17 protein-coding genes are annotated in these 17,011 nt (G+C 64.4%); 16 read left to right on the forward strand and 1 reads right to left on the reverse strand.

Annotation, left to right across the window (positions count from 1 at the left end; translation table 11 throughout):
- Window positions 1–60: 60 nt before the first annotated feature.
- The 8 genes from AB6N07_RS21680 (at window position 61) to AB6N07_RS21715 (ending at window position 7,422) form a co-directional block, all read left to right on the forward strand.
- The gene (locus AB6N07_RS21680) at window positions 61–993 is read left to right on the forward strand and encodes a carbohydrate ABC transporter permease (RefSeq protein ID WP_370675130.1); all 933 of its coding nucleotides are present in this window, start codon (window positions 61–63) and stop codon (window positions 991–993) included.
- Complete coding sequence (locus tag AB6N07_RS21685; protein ID WP_370675131.1) at window positions 986–1,825, forward strand: carbohydrate ABC transporter permease; 840 nt, start codon at window positions 986–988, stop codon at window positions 1,823–1,825. Before AB6N07_RS21680 ends, AB6N07_RS21685 begins: the two co-directional genes overlap by 8 nt.
- Window positions 1,826–1,885: 60 nt before the next feature.
- Complete coding sequence (locus tag AB6N07_RS21690; protein ID WP_370675132.1) at window positions 1,886–2,959, forward strand: ABC transporter ATP-binding protein; 1,074 nt, start codon at window positions 1,886–1,888, stop codon at window positions 2,957–2,959.
- Window positions 2,960–2,976: 17 nt separating this feature from the next.
- Window positions 2,977–3,984, forward strand: coding sequence for an SIS domain-containing protein (locus tag AB6N07_RS21695; protein ID WP_370675133.1), 1,008 nt, complete (start codon window positions 2,977–2,979; stop codon window positions 3,982–3,984).
- Between the two features lie 14 nt (window positions 3,985–3,998).
- A complete protein-coding gene (locus AB6N07_RS21700) occupies window positions 3,999–4,895 on the forward strand; it encodes a carbohydrate kinase family protein (RefSeq protein ID WP_370675134.1) in 897 nt (298 codons plus the stop codon).
- Window positions 4,896–5,083: 188 nt separating this feature from the next.
- Entirely contained in the window at window positions 5,084–5,857 is a 774-nt protein-coding gene (locus AB6N07_RS21705; protein ID WP_370675135.1) for an amino acid ABC transporter substrate-binding protein, read from the forward strand.
- 126 nt (window positions 5,858–5,983) lie between these two features.
- On the forward strand, window positions 5,984–6,664 hold the full coding sequence (locus AB6N07_RS21710) for an amino acid ABC transporter permease (RefSeq protein ID WP_370675136.1): 681 nt from the start codon (window positions 5,984–5,986) through the stop codon (window positions 6,662–6,664).
- The gene (locus AB6N07_RS21715; RefSeq protein ID WP_370675137.1) at window positions 6,661–7,422 is read left to right on the forward strand and encodes an amino acid ABC transporter ATP-binding protein; all 762 of its coding nucleotides are present in this window, start codon (window positions 6,661–6,663) and stop codon (window positions 7,420–7,422) included. Before AB6N07_RS21710 ends, AB6N07_RS21715 begins: the two co-directional genes overlap by 4 nt.
- Window positions 7,423–7,532: 110 nt before the next feature.
- Here AB6N07_RS21715 and AB6N07_RS21720 read toward each other — a convergent pair whose 3' ends face one another.
- Window positions 7,533–8,222: a GntR family transcriptional regulator gene (locus AB6N07_RS21720; protein ID WP_370675138.1), complete on the reverse strand. Its 690-nt coding sequence runs from the start codon at window positions 8,220–8,222 to the stop codon at window positions 7,533–7,535.
- Between the two features lie 316 nt (window positions 8,223–8,538).
- Between AB6N07_RS21720 and AB6N07_RS21725 the strand changes: the two genes are divergently transcribed.
- From AB6N07_RS21725 to atzF, 8 genes are all read left to right on the forward strand, one after another.
- A complete protein-coding gene (locus tag AB6N07_RS21725; RefSeq protein WP_370675139.1) occupies window positions 8,539–9,666 on the forward strand; it encodes a BMP family ABC transporter substrate-binding protein in 1,128 nt (375 codons plus the stop codon).
- 54 nt (window positions 9,667–9,720) lie between these two features.
- Window positions 9,721–10,839 (forward strand): ABC transporter permease, encoded by a 1,119-nt coding sequence (locus AB6N07_RS21730; RefSeq protein WP_370678298.1) that lies wholly within the window; start codon window positions 9,721–9,723, stop codon window positions 10,837–10,839.
- Window positions 10,839–11,765 (forward strand): ABC transporter permease, encoded by a 927-nt coding sequence (locus AB6N07_RS21735; protein ID WP_370675140.1) that lies wholly within the window; start codon window positions 10,839–10,841, stop codon window positions 11,763–11,765. The genes AB6N07_RS21730 and AB6N07_RS21735 overlap by 1 nt, the downstream gene beginning before the upstream one ends.
- 92 nt (window positions 11,766–11,857) lie before the next feature.
- Window positions 11,858–12,547, forward strand: a complete 690-nt coding sequence (locus AB6N07_RS21740; RefSeq protein ID WP_370675141.1) for a cysteine hydrolase family protein — start codon at window positions 11,858–11,860, stop codon at window positions 12,545–12,547.
- 36 nt (window positions 12,548–12,583) lie between these two features.
- A complete protein-coding gene (locus AB6N07_RS21745) occupies window positions 12,584–14,134 on the forward strand; it encodes an ABC transporter ATP-binding protein (protein ID WP_370675142.1) in 1,551 nt (516 codons plus the stop codon).
- On the forward strand, window positions 14,134–14,799 hold the full coding sequence (locus tag AB6N07_RS21750) for a cysteine hydrolase family protein (protein ID WP_370675143.1): 666 nt from the start codon (window positions 14,134–14,136) through the stop codon (window positions 14,797–14,799). The genes AB6N07_RS21745 and AB6N07_RS21750 overlap by 1 nt, the downstream gene beginning before the upstream one ends.
- Entirely contained in the window at window positions 14,792–15,142 is a 351-nt protein-coding gene (locus AB6N07_RS21755; protein ID WP_370675144.1) for a cupin domain-containing protein, read from the forward strand. The genes AB6N07_RS21750 and AB6N07_RS21755 overlap by 8 nt, the downstream gene beginning before the upstream one ends.
- Window positions 15,139–16,914: an allophanate hydrolase gene (gene atzF / locus AB6N07_RS21760; protein ID WP_370675145.1), complete on the forward strand. Its 1,776-nt coding sequence runs from the start codon at window positions 15,139–15,141 to the stop codon at window positions 16,912–16,914. Before AB6N07_RS21755 ends, atzF begins: the two co-directional genes overlap by 4 nt.
- Window positions 16,915–17,011 lie beyond the last annotated feature (97 nt).

A 17,011-nucleotide genomic window follows, 5' to 3' on the forward strand; every position in this document is an offset into this window, starting at 1 on the left:
GACGACGCCGGACCGATGCCGCCGCAATGGCGATGTCGCCGGTGTCTCGAGGAAGCGCAATTGGCCCAGGACCATCCTCTGCCGTCGATCTCACCGGACGTCCGCCGTTCCTGGTGGACACCGGCGCGGCGCGACCATTTCACCGGCTATCTGTTCATCCTGCCGCAGATCACGGGCCTTACCGTCTTCGTGCTGGCCCCCTTGGCACTGATGGCCTGGTACAGTCTCAACGAATGGAACGTCCTCGCCGGCACCTTCTCGTTCGTCGGTCTCGGCAATTACGAAAAGCTCGCCACCGACCCGGCCTTGCCCGGTGTGCTCTGGGCGTCGGCCTGCTTCTCGGTCGGTCTCGTCCTGTTCAACCTGTCGCTGGCGCTGCTGCTCGCCGTGCTGCTCAACCAGAAGCTTGCCGGCACCGTCGTGTTCCGGACCATCTTCTTCTCGCCGGTGGTGGTTTCGCTGGTCGCCTGGGCGATCGTCTGGCGCTTCCTGCTGCAGCAGGACGGCGGCATCAACGCGGTGCTGCGGATGCTGTCGATCGATGGACCCAACTGGCTGCGCGGGCCGACCACCGCCATGACGTCGGTGATCGTCGTCCAGGTAGTCAAGAACGTCGGCCTCAACATGGTGCTGTTCCTGGCGGCGCTGCAGAACGTGCCGCAGGAACTCTACGAGGCGGCCCGTGTCGACGGCGCCAGCCGCTGGACCCAGTTCTTCAAGATCACCGTGCCGCTGATTAGCCCAACGGTGTTGCTCACCTCGATCATCACCGTCGCCGGCTCGTTGCAGGTGTTCGCCCAGATCGCCGTCCTGACCGAGGGTGGGCCAGGAACGTCGACGACGGTGCTCGTCTACTATCTCTACCAGCAGGCTTTCCAGTTCCACTTCTTCGGCTACGGCGCCAGCCTCGCCATGCTGTTGCTGCTGATCGTCGGCGCGCTCACCTACCTGCAGTGGTCGCTGCGCAAGGCTTGGGTCTACGACAATGATTAAGTCCCGCTCCCGTCTCGCCCTCGCCCTCTACGCGCTGATGGCGGTGCTGTGCATCCCATTCCTATTTCCGACCTGGTGGATGATCACCTCGTCGTTCAAGCCGGTATCTGAGATCTTCGCCTTCCCGCCGACGCTGTTGCCTCGCCAGTTCGTCACCGACGCCTACGGCCGCGTCTTCGAGCTGCAGCCGTTCGCCCGGCAGTATTTCAACAGCCTCTACATCGCCGTGGCGGTGACCGCCGGTACGCTCGCCTTCTCGTCACTGGCCGGCTACGCCTTCGCCCGCATCCGCTTTCCCGGCGCCAACCTCCTGTTCATGCTGGTCCTGACAGGCCTGCTGATCCCCTCGGAGGTGACGATCGTGCCGCTGTTCCAGATGTTCCTCGACGTCGGCGCCGTCAACACCCACTGGCCGCTGATCCTGGTGCCGATGCTCGGCGCGCCGAGCGCGCTTCAGACCTTCATCATGCGCCAGTTCTTCTCCGGCCTGCCGCATGAACTCGAGGATGCCGCCCGCATCGATGGACTCGGCCGTTTTGCGATCTATCGCCGCATCGCCCTGCCACTAGCCAAACCGGCGCTCGCCGCCGTGGGCATTTTCACCTTCCTCTACAGCTGGAACCTCTACCTCGAGCCGATCGTCTTCCTGTCCTCGCCCGACAAGTTCACCCTGCCGCAGGCGTTGACACAGTTCGTCGACGCCTACGGCGGACCGATGTGGAACATCCAGCTGGCAGCGGCCTCGCTCACCGCCATTCCGGTGCTGGTGGTGTTCGTGATCGCCCAGAAACAGTTCATCGAAGGTTTGGCCTACACCGGCCTCAAGGGATGAGGCGGTACGGCGGACTGTTCAGCCGCCGACCTTCCTTCGGGATATGAAAAGGAAATAACGATGGCTTCCGTCAGCATCGCGTCAGTCAACAAGTCCTTTGGAAGCCATCCGGTCATCAAGGACGTTTCCGTCGAAATCGCCGACGGCGAGTTCGTGATTCTGGTTGGACCGTCAGGATGCGGCAAGTCGACGCTGCTCCGCATCATCGCCGGCCTTGAGACCATCGACAGCGGCACGCTCGCCATCGGCGAACGCCGCGTCAACGATGTCGAGCCCAAGGACCGCGATATCGCCATGGTGTTCCAGAACTACGCGCTCTACCCGCATATGACGGTGGCTGCCAACATGGCCTTCTCGCTGGTTCAGCGCGGGGTCGCCAAGGCCGAGGTCGAGCGGCACGTCCATGAGGCCGCCGCCATCCTCGAGATCGAACAGTTGCTCAGCCGCTATCCCAAGCAACTGTCCGGCGGCCAGCGTCAGCGTGTCGCCATGGGTCGCGCCATCGTCCGCAACCCCAAGGTTTTCCTGTTCGATGAACCGCTCAGCAACCTCGATGCCAAGCTGCGGGTGCAGATGCGCGGCGAGATCAAGGCACTACATCACCGGCTCGCCACCACCATGATCTACGTGACGCACGACCAGATCGAGGCGATGACTATGGCCGACCGCATCGTCGTGCTGCGCGACGGCAAGGTCGAGCAGATCGGCAGCCCGCTCGATCTCTACGACCACCCGGTCAACCTGTTCGTCGCCGGATTTCTTGGTTCGAACGGCATGGCCTTCTTCCGCGGCTGTTATCGTGACGGACAATTCGTCTCCAGCGATGGCCTCAAGCTACCGTTCGCCGCGCGAGGCGATCTCGAGGGGCGTGACGTGGTCTACGGCGTTCGTCCGGATGATTTCATCCTCACCGACGACGGCGTCGACGCCACGGTCGACGTGCTCGAGCCAACCGGTTCGGAAACCCAGATGCTGGCCCGCTGGGGCAGCCAGAAATTCACCTCGCTGTTTCGCGGCCGTCTCACCGCCCCGCCCGGCAGCTCCGTCCGGCTCGGCATCGCACCCGGCCGCGCCCACGTTTTCGACGCGGCGAGCGGCCTCCGCCTCGACGGCCAATCTCCGTTTCACGCATGACTGAAGGACATTCGACAATGAGCACTTCCGACAAACCCGGCCTCGTGCTTTTGAAGCGCGAGATGGCCCGCCAGCGCGACGACGCCGTCGCCACGCTCGCCGCCGTTCGTCCGCTCGCCCTGGAGATCGCCAAGAGCATCCGCGCCACCGGCCGGCTGGTCCTTTACGGCATGGGCGGCTCGCACAACGTCAACCGCGCCGCCGAGGTGCTGTATCGCGGTCTCGGCATTGATGCGCGCACGCTGGTCGCCTCGGAAGCGCTGCTGGCGCCGTTGCCATCAAGCCCGCGCACCGCATTGCTGGTATCGCAGTCGGGTGGCTCCGGTGAGATCATCGAACTGCTTGGCCGGCCAGCCGGCGAAGAGCAGCGGTTCGGTATGACCCTCGACGGCGACAGCCCACTCGCCAAGGCGATCCCGTCGCTGGTTGCCGTTGGTGGTCCGGAGGTTGCCTACGCCGCCACCCGCAGCACGCTCCTCACCGTTGTCCTGCATGCCGCCCTGCTCGACGCGCTCGGTGTTCCGGCGACGGCGGTCAAGGCCGAGATCGCCAAGCCGGCCGTCATCCTGCCGGCCGACCTCGCCCGGACACTGGCGGCCAGCGACATTACCGTATTCGTTGCCCAGCATGCCCTGCAGGGCATCGCCGAGGGCGGCGCGCTTGCCACCATGGAGCTGGCCCGCCGGCCGGCGATCGCCCTTGAGGGTGGCCAGTTCCGCCACGGTCCGACCGAGTTCCTGCGGCCGGGCGCGGCCGTCGTGTTGCTGCGCGGCGCCGGTCCCGACAAGGACAAGATTCCTGCCCTGGCCAGGGCAGCTGTCGAAGCCGGCGCGTCCACCATCGTCCTCGACGCCAGCGGCGAACCGGCCATTGCTGGAACGGTCACCGTCACGCTCGGACGGGCGGAAGGCCTCGCCGCCTGCGTCGCCGCGCTCTACGCGCTGCAGGAGATGGTGGTGGCAACGGCGCTGCTCACCGCCGAAAACATCGGCGTACCGGTGCGCTCGAGCAAGGTGACGGTATGACAGAAGAGTGCGCTATGCCGACGATCCACGTCGTCGGCAACCTCAACGTCGACCTGATCATGGGCACGCTGCCCGCCTGGCCGGCGATCGGTACTGAGGTAGTTCTGCCGCATTCCGAACTGCGTCTCGGCGGTTCGGCCGGCAATACGGCGCTGGCACTGAAAGCGATCGGCGCGCGCTGCAACCTCATCGCCGCGCGCGGCGACGACGTGTTCGGCACTTGGCTGGCGCAGCAACTGGGGTCCGACTCGCTGCCCGGCACGCCGGTGGCGGCGCCGACCACCATTTCCGTCGGTATCGTCGATCCGAGCGGCGAGCGTACCTTCCTGACGTCCGCCGGCCATCTTGCGCTTTGGGAACCCGCAGAGGTGACGGCCCGGCTGTCGGCCGAGGTGCAGCCGGGGGACTGGGTATTGTGCGCCGGCTCCTTCCTGTGTCCACGCATCGCCACCGCCCAGTCCGAGCTATTATCGCAACTGAAGCGGCTCGACGCCCGCGTCGCGCTCGATCCAGGCTGGCCACCTGAGGGCTGGACGGACGACGTCAAGGCGACGATGCGCGAATGGCTGCGGCATTGCGAATGTCTTGTCATCAACGAGATCGAGGCAACTTCGCTCTCCGGTCAAGCTGAGGTCGCCGCTGCGGCTCACGATCTTGCGGCGGCGATGCCACTCGGCAGCATTGTCGTCATAAAGCGCGGGCCCGACGGTGCTGATGGCTGGCAGAACGGTAAGCACCACCACGCGGCGTCGCCTAAGGTCAAAGTGATCGACACCATCGGAGCGGGCGACATCTTCAACGCCGGCTTCCTGCGGGCCATGGCTGACAAACGGGGTCTCAATGACGCCCTCGCAGCCGGGGTTGCGCTGGCCTCCCGTGCTATATCGACCTCGCCCAGGCAGATCGTCTGACGCTGGTCGGCAGCTTCTCATCGGGTGCGGCCCCGATGACGACGGGCACCGTCTCCCCTCCGCCTTCTTTGGAAAAAAATTCTACATCGTCGTGAAATTTCGCCCATTTCCTGCCCATACCGCCGGCGGAATTGATGCGAGGATAGGCAATCGGAATAATTTTACTCCATATCCGGAGCCTGAAGACGATGAAATCTGTTCGACTGTGGGCGGCTGCCGCCGCCGTTAATCTCGTGTTCGCCGGTGCAGCCGTGGCGGCTGACGACCTCGCCGCCGTCAAGACGGCCGGCGTGCTGCGTATCGGCACCGAAGGTACCTACGCGCCTTTCACCTACCACGACGAGAGCGGCAAGCTGGTTGGCTTCGATGTCGAGATCGGCGAGGCGATCGCTGGAAAGCTCGGCGTCAAGCCGGAGTTCATCGAGGGCAAGTGGGACGGCCTGATCGCCGGCCTTGACGCCAACCGCTACGACACCGTCATCAATCAGGTCGGCATCACCGACAAGCGCAAGGAGAAATACGATTTCTCCAAGCCCTATATCGTCTCCAAGGCGGTGCTGATCATCCGTTCTGACGACGAGAGCATCAAGGGCTTCAGCGATCTCAAGGGCAAGAAATCGGCCCAGTCGCTGACCAGCAACTTCGGCGCGCTGGCCACCGCGGCGGGGGCTGAACTGGTCGGGACCACCGGCTTCGACGAGTCGATCCAGCTGGTGCTGACCAAGCGCGCCGACGCCACCATCAACGACAGCCTGTCCTTCCTGGACTTCAAGAAGCACAAGCCCGACGCACCGGTGAAGATCGCCGCCCAGAAGGAAGACGCCGACGCCTCCGGCATCATCGTGCGCAAGGGTCAGGCGGAACTGGTTGCCGCCATCGACAAGGCGCTCGACGACATCAGGGCCGAAGGCACCTATCAGAAGATCGCCGACAAGTATTTCGGACAGGACGTGTCGAAATAATCCATCCGCCAATCAGGGCCGTATGACGGCGTTGCATTTTCAGTTGCAATCGTCCTGAATTCGCCGGGGTGGCTGCCCGCCGCTCCGGCGCTTCAACGCGTTGCTCACGTCCCGAGGAGTCCCGAGGTGCCGTCCTGGCTTCATCTCATGGCGGAGTCACTGCCCTCCCTGCTCTGGGCCGGGCTCGTCTTCACCATCCCGCTCACCCTTCTGTCCTTCGCCCTTGGCCTTGGGCTCGCCCTCATAACGGCGCTGGTGCGGCTGTTCGGGCCGCTGCCGCTCGCCCTTCTGGCCCGCTTCTTTGTCTGGGTGTTCCGTGGCACGCCGCTGCTCGTGCAGCTGTTCGTGATCTTCTACGGTCTGCCGAGCCTTGGCATCTATCTCGACGCCTTTCCGGCGGCGCTGATCGGCTTCACGCTCAACGTCGGCGCCTATAGCTCTGAGATCATCCGCGCGGTGATTTCCGCCGTGCCCAAGGGGCAATGGGAAGCGGCCTATTCCATTGGCATGAGCTGGCGGCAGTGCCTGATCCGCACCATCCTGCCACAGGCCACCAAGATCGCCGTGCCGCCGCTGTCCAACAGCTTCATCTCGCTGGTCAAAGATACTTCACTCGCCGCCGCCATCACAGTGCCCGAGCTGTTCCAGGCCGCCCAGCGCATCGTCGCCACCACCTACGAGCCGCTGATCCTCTATATCGAGGCGGCCTTCATCTACCTCGCGCTGAGTTCGGTGCTGTCCCATCTGCAACAGCGACTCGAACACCGCTTCGGCCGCTATGGCGGTAGCCTGGAGGCGAACCCGTGATCGAACTCAGGAATATCGTCAAGCGCTTCAGCGATACTACCGTGCTCGCCGACATCAACGTCACCATCGCCGAGGGCACGGTGACGGCGCTGGTCGGTCCGTCGGGCGGTGGCAAGAGTACGCTGCTGCGCTGCATCAACCTGCTGGAGATCCCAACTTCCGGCACGCTTATCCTTGGCGGCGAGAGCCTGACCTTCCGGCCGGGCCACCGGCCTGGTTGGCCGGCCATCCAATCCATCCGCCGCCAGACCGGCATGGTGTTCCAGAACTTCCAGCTATTTCCCCATCGCACCGCCATTGAGAACGTCATGGAAGGACCGCTCACGGTGCTGAAATGGCCGAAGGACAAGGCGCGGCAGCGAGCTGGCGAGCTGCTCGAGAAGGTCGGCTTGTCGCACAAGGCAGACGCTTGGCCGGCGACGCTGTCGGGTGGCCAGCAACAGCGCGTGGCCATCGCTCGGGCGCTTGCCATGTCGCCGCGCGTGCTGCTCTGCGACGAGCCGACCTCCGCTCTCGACCCGGAGTTGGCGCTCGAGGTGGTCGACGTGCTGAGCCGGCTAGCTGCCGAGGGCACGACCATGGTGATTGCCACGCACGATCTCCGGCTCGCTTCCCGCATAGCCCAGAACGTCGTCTTCCTGGAGGCGAGCGTCGTCGTTGAGACCGGACCGGCGCGACAGATCTTTACCGACCCAGCGCAAGAGCGCACCAAGCGCTTCGTGTCGTCCCTCACCGCACCTCAGGTCTACGATATCTAGGCGTCGGGTGGTTCGATGAGGGGAATCGAAGAGATTCCAACGGCGAATGGCGGGCACGCTGGCAATGAGGCGGTCGCCATGGCCAATCGGCGTTCCCGACATCATTTTATCTAGAGATCGGCAAACACCTGAGGGTTGGCAACGACGCTCGCCGCCGCCGTGCGAACGATTGACACATGGGCATAGGCGGCGTTGCCGGCGGCCGCTGCATCGGCCCGCATGATGGCCGTGACGATTGCGTCATGCTCTTCGAACGAGCGGACGAGACGGCCGGGCAAATGGAACTGGGCGCGCCGGAAAGGGGCAAGACGCGCCCGCGTCTGGGTTACCAGATCATAGATATGTTCGTTGTGAGCGCCGAGATAGAGCGCCGTGTGAAAGCGCGTGTTGTAGGCTGCGTAGTCCTCCTCGGCACCATCCTGGATCAGCCGATGCGACGCCCTGTGCTCTGCCTCGACGTTGCGCCGTTCGTCAATCGTCATGCGCAAGGCGGCAAGGCGCGCGCAAATGCCTTCCAATTCCGCCATCGCCTCGAACATGGAGTTGAGGTGGTTCGCATCCACCGTTGTGACCACCGCGCTACGGTTTGGCTCGCGCTTGACAAGGCCCATGGCTCCGAGTTGACGCAGAGCCTCGCGCACCGGTGTGCGCGACACGTCGAAGCGGCTCGCGAGCGATCCCTCATCCAGCTTTTCGCCGGGCTTGAGGCTACCGGTAACGATCAGGCCGGAGATGGCCCGCACCATGTGCTCCACGGTCGTCCCAGACCGAACTACTTCGCGACTCCGCGCCTGCTTCACAGCGAATCTCCTTATCTGCATACACATGATGAGTGACGAAGGAGATGTCAAATGCCCGATCAAACCATTGTTATATATTTGTAATTTTTTGGGGAGCGCCGTTCAGGATCGCCGAGCTTTCAGCGGAATGCGTCACAGGGCACCTGATGCGAGCATCGATTATAAAATGAGCTAAGCGGGTTAAAATTGCATGCACTTTCATCTCACATGGTGGTCATGCTTGATATAATTGCCTACAAACAAACACTTATATGATGGCATGTCAGTTGCATACACTTCTTCGTTCGCTTGAACCGTGACCTGGGAGTGCCTGCTCATGTTCGATCGCCTATCCCTCAACCGACGTCGTTTTCTCAAAACCACCAGCGCCGGTTTGCTCTTCGGCGCGGTTCCGGGCCTTGTTTCCGGACGCGCTCTCGCCGCTGGCGGCCTGACGGTCGGCTTCATCTACGTCGGGCCCAAGGACGACTACGGCTACAACCAGGCTCACGCCGAGGGCGCCGCCGTCATCAAGGCCCTCGACGGTATCACCGTCGTCGAGGAGGAGAACGTGCCCGAGACCGTCGACGTCCAGAAGACGATGGAATCGATGATCAACCTTGATGGCGCCACGCTGCTGTTTCCAACATCCTTCGGTTACTTCGACCCGCATGTTCTCGCCGTCGCAGCCAAACATCCCGATATTCAGTTCCGTCATTGCGGCGGTCTCTGGCAGGCGGGCAAGCATCCCGAGAACGTCGGTTCCTATTTCGGCTATATCCATCAGGGCCAGTATCTCAACGGCATCGCCGCCGGCTACGCAACCAAGTCCAAGAAGATCGGCTTCGTTGCCGCCAAGCCGATCCCGCAGGTGCTGCAGAACATCAATGCCTTCCTGCTCGGTGCACGCTCGGTCGATCCCGCTATAACATGTCAGGTGATCTTCACAGGCGAATGGTCGCTCGCCGTCAAGGAAGCCGAAGCCGTCAACGCGCTGGTCGATCAGGGCGCCGACGTCATCACCTGCCACGTCGACAGCCCAAAGGTAGCGGTGCAGACCGCCGCCGGCCGCGGCGCGTTCGTCTGCGGCTATCACGCCAACCAGGCACCGCTTGCGCCGGATAAATATCTCACAGGCGCCGAGTGGGCCTGGGGCAATGTCTACACCGATTTCGCCAAGAAGGCGTTGGCCGGCGAGAAGCTCGGCAACTTCGTGCGCGGCGGCCTGAAGGACGGTTTCGTCAAGATGAGCCCGCTTGGCCCGGCCGTGTCCACTGAGGCGCGCAACAAGTTCGAGGCGACGCTCGCCGAGATCATGAAGACCAAATTTTCCGTCTTCAAAGGGCCGCTCAAGGACAACAAGGGCAACGAGGTCATCGCCGCCGGCGCCGCCTATCCTGAGGATGCCATCGAGCTCGAGAGCATGGCCTATCTCGTCGATGGCGTCATCGGCTCGGCCTCCTGAGGTTCAAGCCAAAGCCCCGAGACATGTTGAACGGAGAGCGCGATGACGATTGGAATGGACCACGTCGACGAGGCTGTCATCCCAGCTTCTGGCTCCTGGACCGGGCCTCTCGCCGAATGGACCGCCCGGCGCCTTGAGCCGGTGGTCATCGGTCTCGGCGCCATCCTGATCGGCCTCGTGCTGTTCTCGCTGTTCATCCTGGCGCTCGGCAAGTCGCCGCTGATGCTGTTTCAATTGATGTATACCGGTGGCTTCGCCAGTTGGTTTTCCATCCAGAACAGCTTCAGCCGGGCAGCGCCGCTGCTGCTGACCGCCCTCTGCGTCGCGCTGCCGGCCCGGCTCGGCCTGGTCGTCATCGGCGGCGAGGGGGCCCTTGCCCTCGGTGGGGTCGCGGCGGCGGCCGCCGCCCTGCCGCTGACCCATCTGCTGCCGCCGTTTCCCACCCTCGTCGGCATGGCGCTCGCCGCCATGCTGGCCGGCGGCGTATGGATCGGCTGCGTCGGCGCGCTGCGCCATTATCGCGGCGTCAACGAGACCATCTCGTCGCTGCTGATGTCCTACATCGCCATCGCCGTCATGAACCAACTGGTCGAGGGGCCACTGCGCGATCCGGCCAGCCTCAACAAGCCGTCGACCCCGCCGTTGCCAGCCGACTACATGATCGGCTCGTTGCCCGGCATGGACGTTCACTGGGGCTTTGCCATCGGCATCGCTGCCTGCGTCCTCACCTACCTGCTGATCGAGACCACGACCTGGGGCTTCGCCGCCCGGATCGCCGGTGGCAATACCCGGGCGGCAGAGGTGCAGGGGTTGCCGGTCGGACGTCTGATCGTCAGCTTCACGGCGCTGGCCGGCGGCTGCGCCGGCCTCGCCGGCATGATCGAAGTGGCCGCCGTCCAGGGCAGCGCCAACGGGGCCATCATCGCCGGCTACGGCTACACCGGCATCCTTGTCGCCTTCCTCGCCCGCCACAATCCGCTGGCCATCATCCCGGTCGCCATCCTGATCGGCGGCATCAACGCCTCGGGCGGCCTGATCCAGCGACGCATGGGCCTGCCCGATGCCACTGTGCTGGTGCTGCAGGGAACGCTGTTCGTGGTCATTCTGGCCTGCGAAACCCTCTATGGCCGGTTCAAACTGTTCAACCCCGAACTGTGGAAGAGGAACTCCTGATGGACAGCACCGCCATCGGCCTCTGGGGCGTGCCCCTCGCCATCCTCGCCGGCGCCATCCGGGTATCGACGCCCTTCATCTTCGTCAGCCTCGGCGAGACGATCACCGAGCGGTCCGGCCGCATCAACCTGGGCCTCGAGGGCACGCTGGTGTTCGGCGCCATGACCGCCTACGCGATCGCCGTCATAACCGGCTCGCCCTGGCTCGGCGTCGCCGGCGCCATGGTGGCCGGCGCGATATTCGGCCTCGTGCACGGCTTCATCTGCCGCTGGCCGAAGGTCAACGATATCGCCATCGGCATCGCCATGATGCAGTTCGGCCTCGGCCTCGCCTTCTTCCTCGGCAAGCCTTACATCCAGCCGGCAGCGCCCCACCTGCCTTCGGTGCCTCTCGGCTTTTGGTCCGATATGCCGCAGATCCGGGCCGCGCTCGACATCAACGTGCTGTTTCTCGCCGGCGTGGCGCTGGCCTTCGCCTTGCGTTGGGTGCTCGCCGACACCCGCATCGGCCTCACTCTGCGCGTTGTCGGCGATTCGACCGACGCGGCGCGCGCCATGGGCATCAACCCCGATCTGGTGCGCCTTGTCGCCACCGCCGTCGGTGGGGCGCTGGCAGCCGTCGGCGGCGCCTACCTGTCGCTTTACTACCCCGGCGCCTGGAACGAGCGCATCTCCTCCGGTCAGGGGCTGATGGCCGTAGCTCTTGTCATCTTCGCCCGCTGGAACCCGATCGGTTGCTTCCTCGCCGCCCTGCTGTTCGGCGGCGCCGGGGCTCTTGGCCCAGCCTTGCAGTCGGTCGGCGTCACCTCGGGTTACTATCTGTTCTACGCCGCTCCCTATGCGCTGACGCTGATCATAATGATTGCCACCTCCTCGCCGAACCGGCCGGTGCCCGGCATGCCGGGTGCCCTGTCGCTCACCAAGTAACCCCCGCCGAAGGAGCGCAGGATGAACGGCCTTTGCCGCACGCCATCGCCGTTCCGCGAGGAGACCCCTTTGACCGTTCGGAGAAACCCGAAATGACCGCAACGCCCCGCACCCTCGCCGCCGATCCCTATCCCTGGCCCTACAACGGTGATCTTCGACCGGAAAATACCGCTCTTATCATCATCGACATGCAGACCGATTTCTGCGGCAAGGGTGGCTACGTCGACACCATGGGTTACGACCTGTCGCTGACCCGGGCGCCGATCGAACCGATTTCCCTGGTACTCGCCGCCTTTCGTGCCAAGGGCTACCACGTTCTGCACACCCGCGAGGGACACCGGCCAGACCTGTCCGACCTGCCGAAGAACAAGCGCTGGCGCTCGCAGCGCATCGGCGCCGGCATCGGCGACGCCGGCCCGTGCGGCCGCATTCTGGTGCGGGGCGAGCCCGGCTGGGAGATCATCGACGAGCTGGCGCCGCTTCCCGGGGAGACGATCATCGACAAGCCGGGCAAGGGCTCGTTCTGCGCCACCGACCTCGAGCTGATCCTGAGGCAACAGGGCATCGACAACCTGGTGCTGACCGGGATCACCACCGATGTCTGCGTCCACACCACCATGCGCGAAGCCAACGATCGCGGCTTCGAGTGCCTGCTGCTGGAAGACTGCTGCGGCGCCACCGACCATGGCAACCACCTCGCGGCCGTCAAAATGGTCAAGATGCAGGGCGGCGTGTTTGGCGCCGTCTCCGAGTCCGACACGCTTATCGCCGCGCTCGGCTGACGCCGTCGCCGCCTCGATCCACAAAGGAGCGCCACCATGCCCGTTATTCGCGATCGCCCGCTACCCGTTGCCGGCCAGGCGGTGAGCGTCGAGACCTTCGGCATGACCATGCGCTTCGGGGGCTTCACCGCCCTCGACGACGTGTCCTTGCGCTTTCCCGCCGGTGGCTTTCATGCCCTGCTCGGCGAGAACGGTGCCGGCAAGTCGACGCTGGTCAAATGCATCATGGGCTTCTACCGGCCGACATCCGGCTCGCTGATGATCGACGGGCGCGAGGTCGAGATCGCCTCACCGCGCGATGCGGCGCTTTACGGGCTTGGCATGGTCTACCAGCAGTTCACGCTGGTGCCCTCGCTCACGGGGGCCGAAAACCTGGTGATCAGCCGCGCCGAGGTGCCGGCGGTGATCAACTGGGCGAAAGAGCGCCGCGCGCTGGCCGACTTCATGGCCGGCATGCCCTTCGACATCCCGCTCGACCGGCCAGTCCGCGATCTCGCCGCCGGCCAGAAGCAGAAGCTGGAGATCGTCAAGCAGCTCTATCTCGGTCGCAGCTTCCTGGTGCTCGACGAACCGACATCCGTGCTGACGCCCGCCGAGGCCGACGAGATGCTCGGTCTGGTGCGCGGCATGACGGAGCGCGGCGAACTCACTGTTTTGATGATCAGCCACAAATTCCACGAGGTACGAAAGTTCGCCGACACGGTGGCCATCCTGCGCCGCGGCCGTCTGATCGGCAGTGGCCGGGTCGACGATCTCTCGACGGCCGAGATGGCGGCGATGATGATCGGCGACGTCAAGCTTGCCGAGCTTGACGATCGGGTTCCCGCCAGCCCCAGCGCCAGCTCTGTGCTCAGGATCGATCAGGCAGTGGCGCCCGACCGCTCCGGTCTGAAGGTCGTCGAAATCGCCAACCTCGACGTCCGCGCCGGTGAAATCGTCGGTGTCGCCGGTATCTCCGGCAATGGTCAGAAGGAGCTCGCCGAAATGCTGGCGGGGCAGCGACCGCTCATATCCGGTCGGATCCTGGTCGACGACAAGCCCTATGCGGCGCACCGAGCCGACACGGTCGAGCACAAGGTTCGTTTCATTCCCGAAGAACCACTGCAGAACGCCTGTGCTCCGAAGATGAGCGTCGCCGAAAATCTCTATTTTCGTGCCTTCGATCGGACGGCCGGCGGCGGCCGTTCCTTCAAGCTATCGAAGCAGGCCATGCGTCTCTACGCTGCCGATCTCATTGCCGACTTCAAGGTCAAGACGGCATCACTGGCATCGCCCATCGCGGCTCTGTCGGGCGGCAATGTTCAGCGCGCCGTTTTGGCGCGTGAGCTGACAGGCGAAGTTGACCTCCTCATTGTTGCCAACCCCTGCTTCGGGCTCGACTTCTCGGCCGTTGCCGAGATCCGCGCCCGCATCATGCGCGCCCGCAACGCCGGCGCGGCGGTGCTGCTGATCTCCGAGGATCTCGACGAGCTTATCGAGCTTTCCGACCGCATCCTCGTCATGTCCGAGGGGCGCATCACCTACGAGACCAACGCGCAGACCGCCGATGTCGCAGCGATCGGCGCCCATATGGCGGGACACCATTGATGACCGACATTCGAGCCCTTCCCTACCCCTTTCCGTTGCGACGCGGCGAGCTGGCGCTGATCGTCATCGACATGCAACGCGACTTCATCGAGCCCGGCGGCTTTGGCGAAAGCCTCGGCAATGACGTCGGCCGTCTGTCCGCCATCGTGCCGACGGTGAAACGGCTGATCGAGGGCTGCCGGGCCGCCGGCATACCGGTGATCCATACCCAGGAGTGTCACCGGTCCGATCTCTCCGACCTGCCGGCCGCCAAGCGCAATCGCGGCAATCCCAGTTTGCGCATCGGCGACGAAGGCCCCATGGGGCGCGTCCTGATCGCCGGCGAACCCGGCACCGCCATCCTCGACGATCTGGCGCCGCTTCCCGGCGAACTCGTCATCGAAAAACCAGGCAAGGGCGCCTTCTACGCGACGGGGCTTCAGGACGAGCTCGACAAGCGGCACGTGAGCCAATTGATCGTTGCCGGCGTCACCACCGAGGTCTGCGTCCAGACGACCATGCGCGAGGCCAATGATCGAGGCTATGAGTGCCTGCTCGCCGAGGACGCCACCGAGAGCTATTTCCCTCAATTCAAGGCGGCGACGCTCGACATGATCCGGGCGCAGGGCGCCATCGTCGGCTGGACGGCAAGCGTCGAAGCCATCCTGGAGGCGCTCGATGCCTGAAACGACGCGCCTTCTCGCCTCTGGAAGTTGGGATGGCCTCGCCTTCGAACGGTTCCGCGACGGTGTCGATATCCATTGGATCCACCGCTTCGAGGTCGGCGTTCCGGGCGTCGCTTTGCTGCGCTACGGGCCTGGCGCCAGCGTGCCGCGCCATCGCCACGCCGGGCTGGAAACCATCCTGGTGCTTGAGGGCGAACAATCCGACGAGGCCGGCGATTACGGCACCGGCAGTTTCATCGTCAACGCCGAAGGCAGTGAGCATTCGGTGTGGAGCCGCTCCGGGTGCGTCGTTCTGATCCAGTGGCAGCTACCGGTCATTATTCTTGAGGAAACCGCTTCATGACATCCGTGCCCGCTTTCGACATCGCCGCGCTCCACGCCTACTACGCCGCCGGTGGCAGCCCCGAAGCCGTGATCGATCGGGTTTTTGATCGCATCGCCGAGGTCGGCGATCCCGGCATCTTCCTTCATCTCGCCGACCCCGCTGCCCTCAAGGCCGAGGCGGCGGCGCTCGGTACCTTCGATCCGACAGCAAAGCCCCTCTGGGGTATTCCCTTCGCCGTCAAGGACAACATCGACGTTGCGGGCATGCCGACCACCGCCGCCTGTCCCGACTTTGCCCATACGCCGGTCGCCGACGCCACCGTCGTGGCGCTCCTCAAGGCAGCCGGCGCCCTTGTCGTCGGTAAGACCAACCTCGACCAGTTTGCCACCGGTCTTGTCGGAGTCCGGACCCCGCATCCCGTGCCGATCAACGCCATCGATCCGATGCTGGTGCCGGGTGGGTCGAGCTCCGGTTCCGCTGTTGCAACCGCGCAAGGCATCGTCAGCTTCGCCCTCGGCACCGACACCGCCGGCTCCGGGCGCATTCCGGCCGGTCTCAACAACATCGTCGGCCTGAAGCCAACCTTCGGCGCCCTATCCTGTACCGGCGTTCTTGCTGCCTGCCGCACGCTCGACTGTGTGTCGATTTTCGCACTGACCGCCGCCGATGCCTACCGGGTGTTTGCCGTCGCTGCCCGACCGGATCCCTCTGATGCCTACAGCCGCGCCGTCGCGATCGAAGTGCTGGCGGCACCGGCGACGCTTGTCATCGGCGTACCAGCCCAGGCAGATCGCCGCTTCTTTGGCGACGACGTCATGGCTGCCGGCTTCGAGGCCAGCCTCGACCGTCTCCGATCTCTCGGGCACCGCATCGTCGAGCTGCCCTTCACGCATTTCTACCGCGTCGCCGACCTGCTTTATGAAGGCGCCTGGGTGGCCGAACGCTATGCCGCGGTGCGCGACTTCTTCGACAATCATGCCGACAGCTTCCATCCGGTGACGAACCTTATCTATTCAGGCGCCAAGGCATTATCGGCCACCGACGCCTTCGACGGTCTCTATGCCCTTCAGGATCTCAAGCGGAAAGTCGCACCCCTGATCACCTCGGTCGACCTCCTATGCGTACCGACGGCGCCGCGCCACTTCACCCGCGCCGAACTCGATGCCGAGCCGATCCGTGAGAATTCTCGCCTCGGCACCTACACCAATTTTGTCAACCTGCTCGATCTCTGCGGCATTGCCGTTCCGACAGGCCGCCGCGCCGACGGACGCCCTATGAGCGTTACGTTGCTGGCTGTCGCCGGACGTGATGGACTGACGGCAGGCCTCGCCGCCGCTCTTCATAGGGACAGTGGCGTGCTGCCGGGGGCTGATGGCTGGCAACAGCCGGACGACAAACCTGACGGCATCGATCTCGTGGTCGTCGGCGCTCATCTCCGTGGCATGCCGCTTAACCGCGAACTCATCGATCTCGGCGCCACGTTCGTCGAAGCGACCCGCACCAGCGCCAGCTACCGGCTCTACGAGCTCTCCAGCCAGAGTCCCGCCAAGCCCGGTCTCAAGCGCGTCACCGCCGGCTCGGGTGTCGGCATCGAAGTTGAGGTCTGGCGCCTCACCCCGGCCGCCTTTGGCGCTTTTGTCGCCAATGTGCCGCCGCCACTCGCCATCGGCAGTGTCGAACTCGAGGACGGTCGCACCGCCAAAGGGTTCCTCGCCGAGCCGATCGCCCTCGACGGTGCCCATGACATCTCAGAATTTGGTAGCTGGCGCGCCTTTACCGTGGGACGGTGACGGTCGGTCAATCACTATCTTGCCTGGTCCGTTCGCTGGAAACTGGAGTGTTTTGGATTGGAGTTTTTGGCCTGCGAATTCCTTGTCGGGGAGGGAT

Origin of the sequence: Pleomorphomonas sp. PLEO, assembly GCF_041320595.1 — a bacterium.
In the GTDB taxonomy this organism is placed as follows: Bacteria; Pseudomonadota; Alphaproteobacteria; order Rhizobiales; family Pleomorphomonadaceae; genus Pleomorphomonas.

Bases quoted from the DNA above. Each gene is read 5' to 3' on its own strand.
- AB6N07_RS21690 (WP_370675132.1), top strand. From the start codon at position 1,886: ATGGCTTCCGTCAGCATCGCGTCAGTCAACAAGTCCTTTGGAAGCCAT.
- AB6N07_RS21735 (WP_370675140.1), top strand. From the start codon at position 10,839: ATGGACAGCACCGCCATCGGCCTCTGGGGCGTGCCCCTCGCCATCCTC.
- AB6N07_RS21700 (WP_370675134.1), top strand. From the start codon at position 3,999: ATGCCGACGATCCACGTCGTCGGCAACCTCAACGTCGACCTGATCATG.
- AB6N07_RS21755 (WP_370675144.1), top strand. From the start codon at position 14,792: ATGCCTGAAACGACGCGCCTTCTCGCCTCTGGAAGTTGGGATGGCCTC.
- AB6N07_RS21745 (WP_370675142.1), top strand. From the start codon at position 12,584: ATGCCCGTTATTCGCGATCGCCCGCTACCCGTTGCCGGCCAGGCGGTG.
- AB6N07_RS21725 (WP_370675139.1), top strand. From the start codon at position 8,539: ATGTTCGATCGCCTATCCCTCAACCGACGTCGTTTTCTCAAAACCACC.
- AB6N07_RS21750 (WP_370675143.1), top strand. From the start codon at position 14,134: ATGACCGACATTCGAGCCCTTCCCTACCCCTTTCCGTTGCGACGCGGC.
- AB6N07_RS21705 (WP_370675135.1), top strand. From the start codon at position 5,084: ATGAAATCTGTTCGACTGTGGGCGGCTGCCGCCGCCGTTAATCTCGTG.
- AB6N07_RS21695 (WP_370675133.1), top strand. From the start codon at position 2,977: ATGAGCACTTCCGACAAACCCGGCCTCGTGCTTTTGAAGCGCGAGATG.
- AB6N07_RS21685 (WP_370675131.1), top strand. From the start codon at position 986: ATGATTAAGTCCCGCTCCCGTCTCGCCCTCGCCCTCTACGCGCTGATG.
- AB6N07_RS21730 (WP_370678298.1), top strand. From the start codon at position 9,721: ATGGACCACGTCGACGAGGCTGTCATCCCAGCTTCTGGCTCCTGGACC.
- atzF (WP_370675145.1), top strand. From the start codon at position 15,139: ATGACATCCGTGCCCGCTTTCGACATCGCCGCGCTCCACGCCTACTAC.
- AB6N07_RS21740 (WP_370675141.1), top strand. From the start codon at position 11,858: ATGACCGCAACGCCCCGCACCCTCGCCGCCGATCCCTATCCCTGGCCC.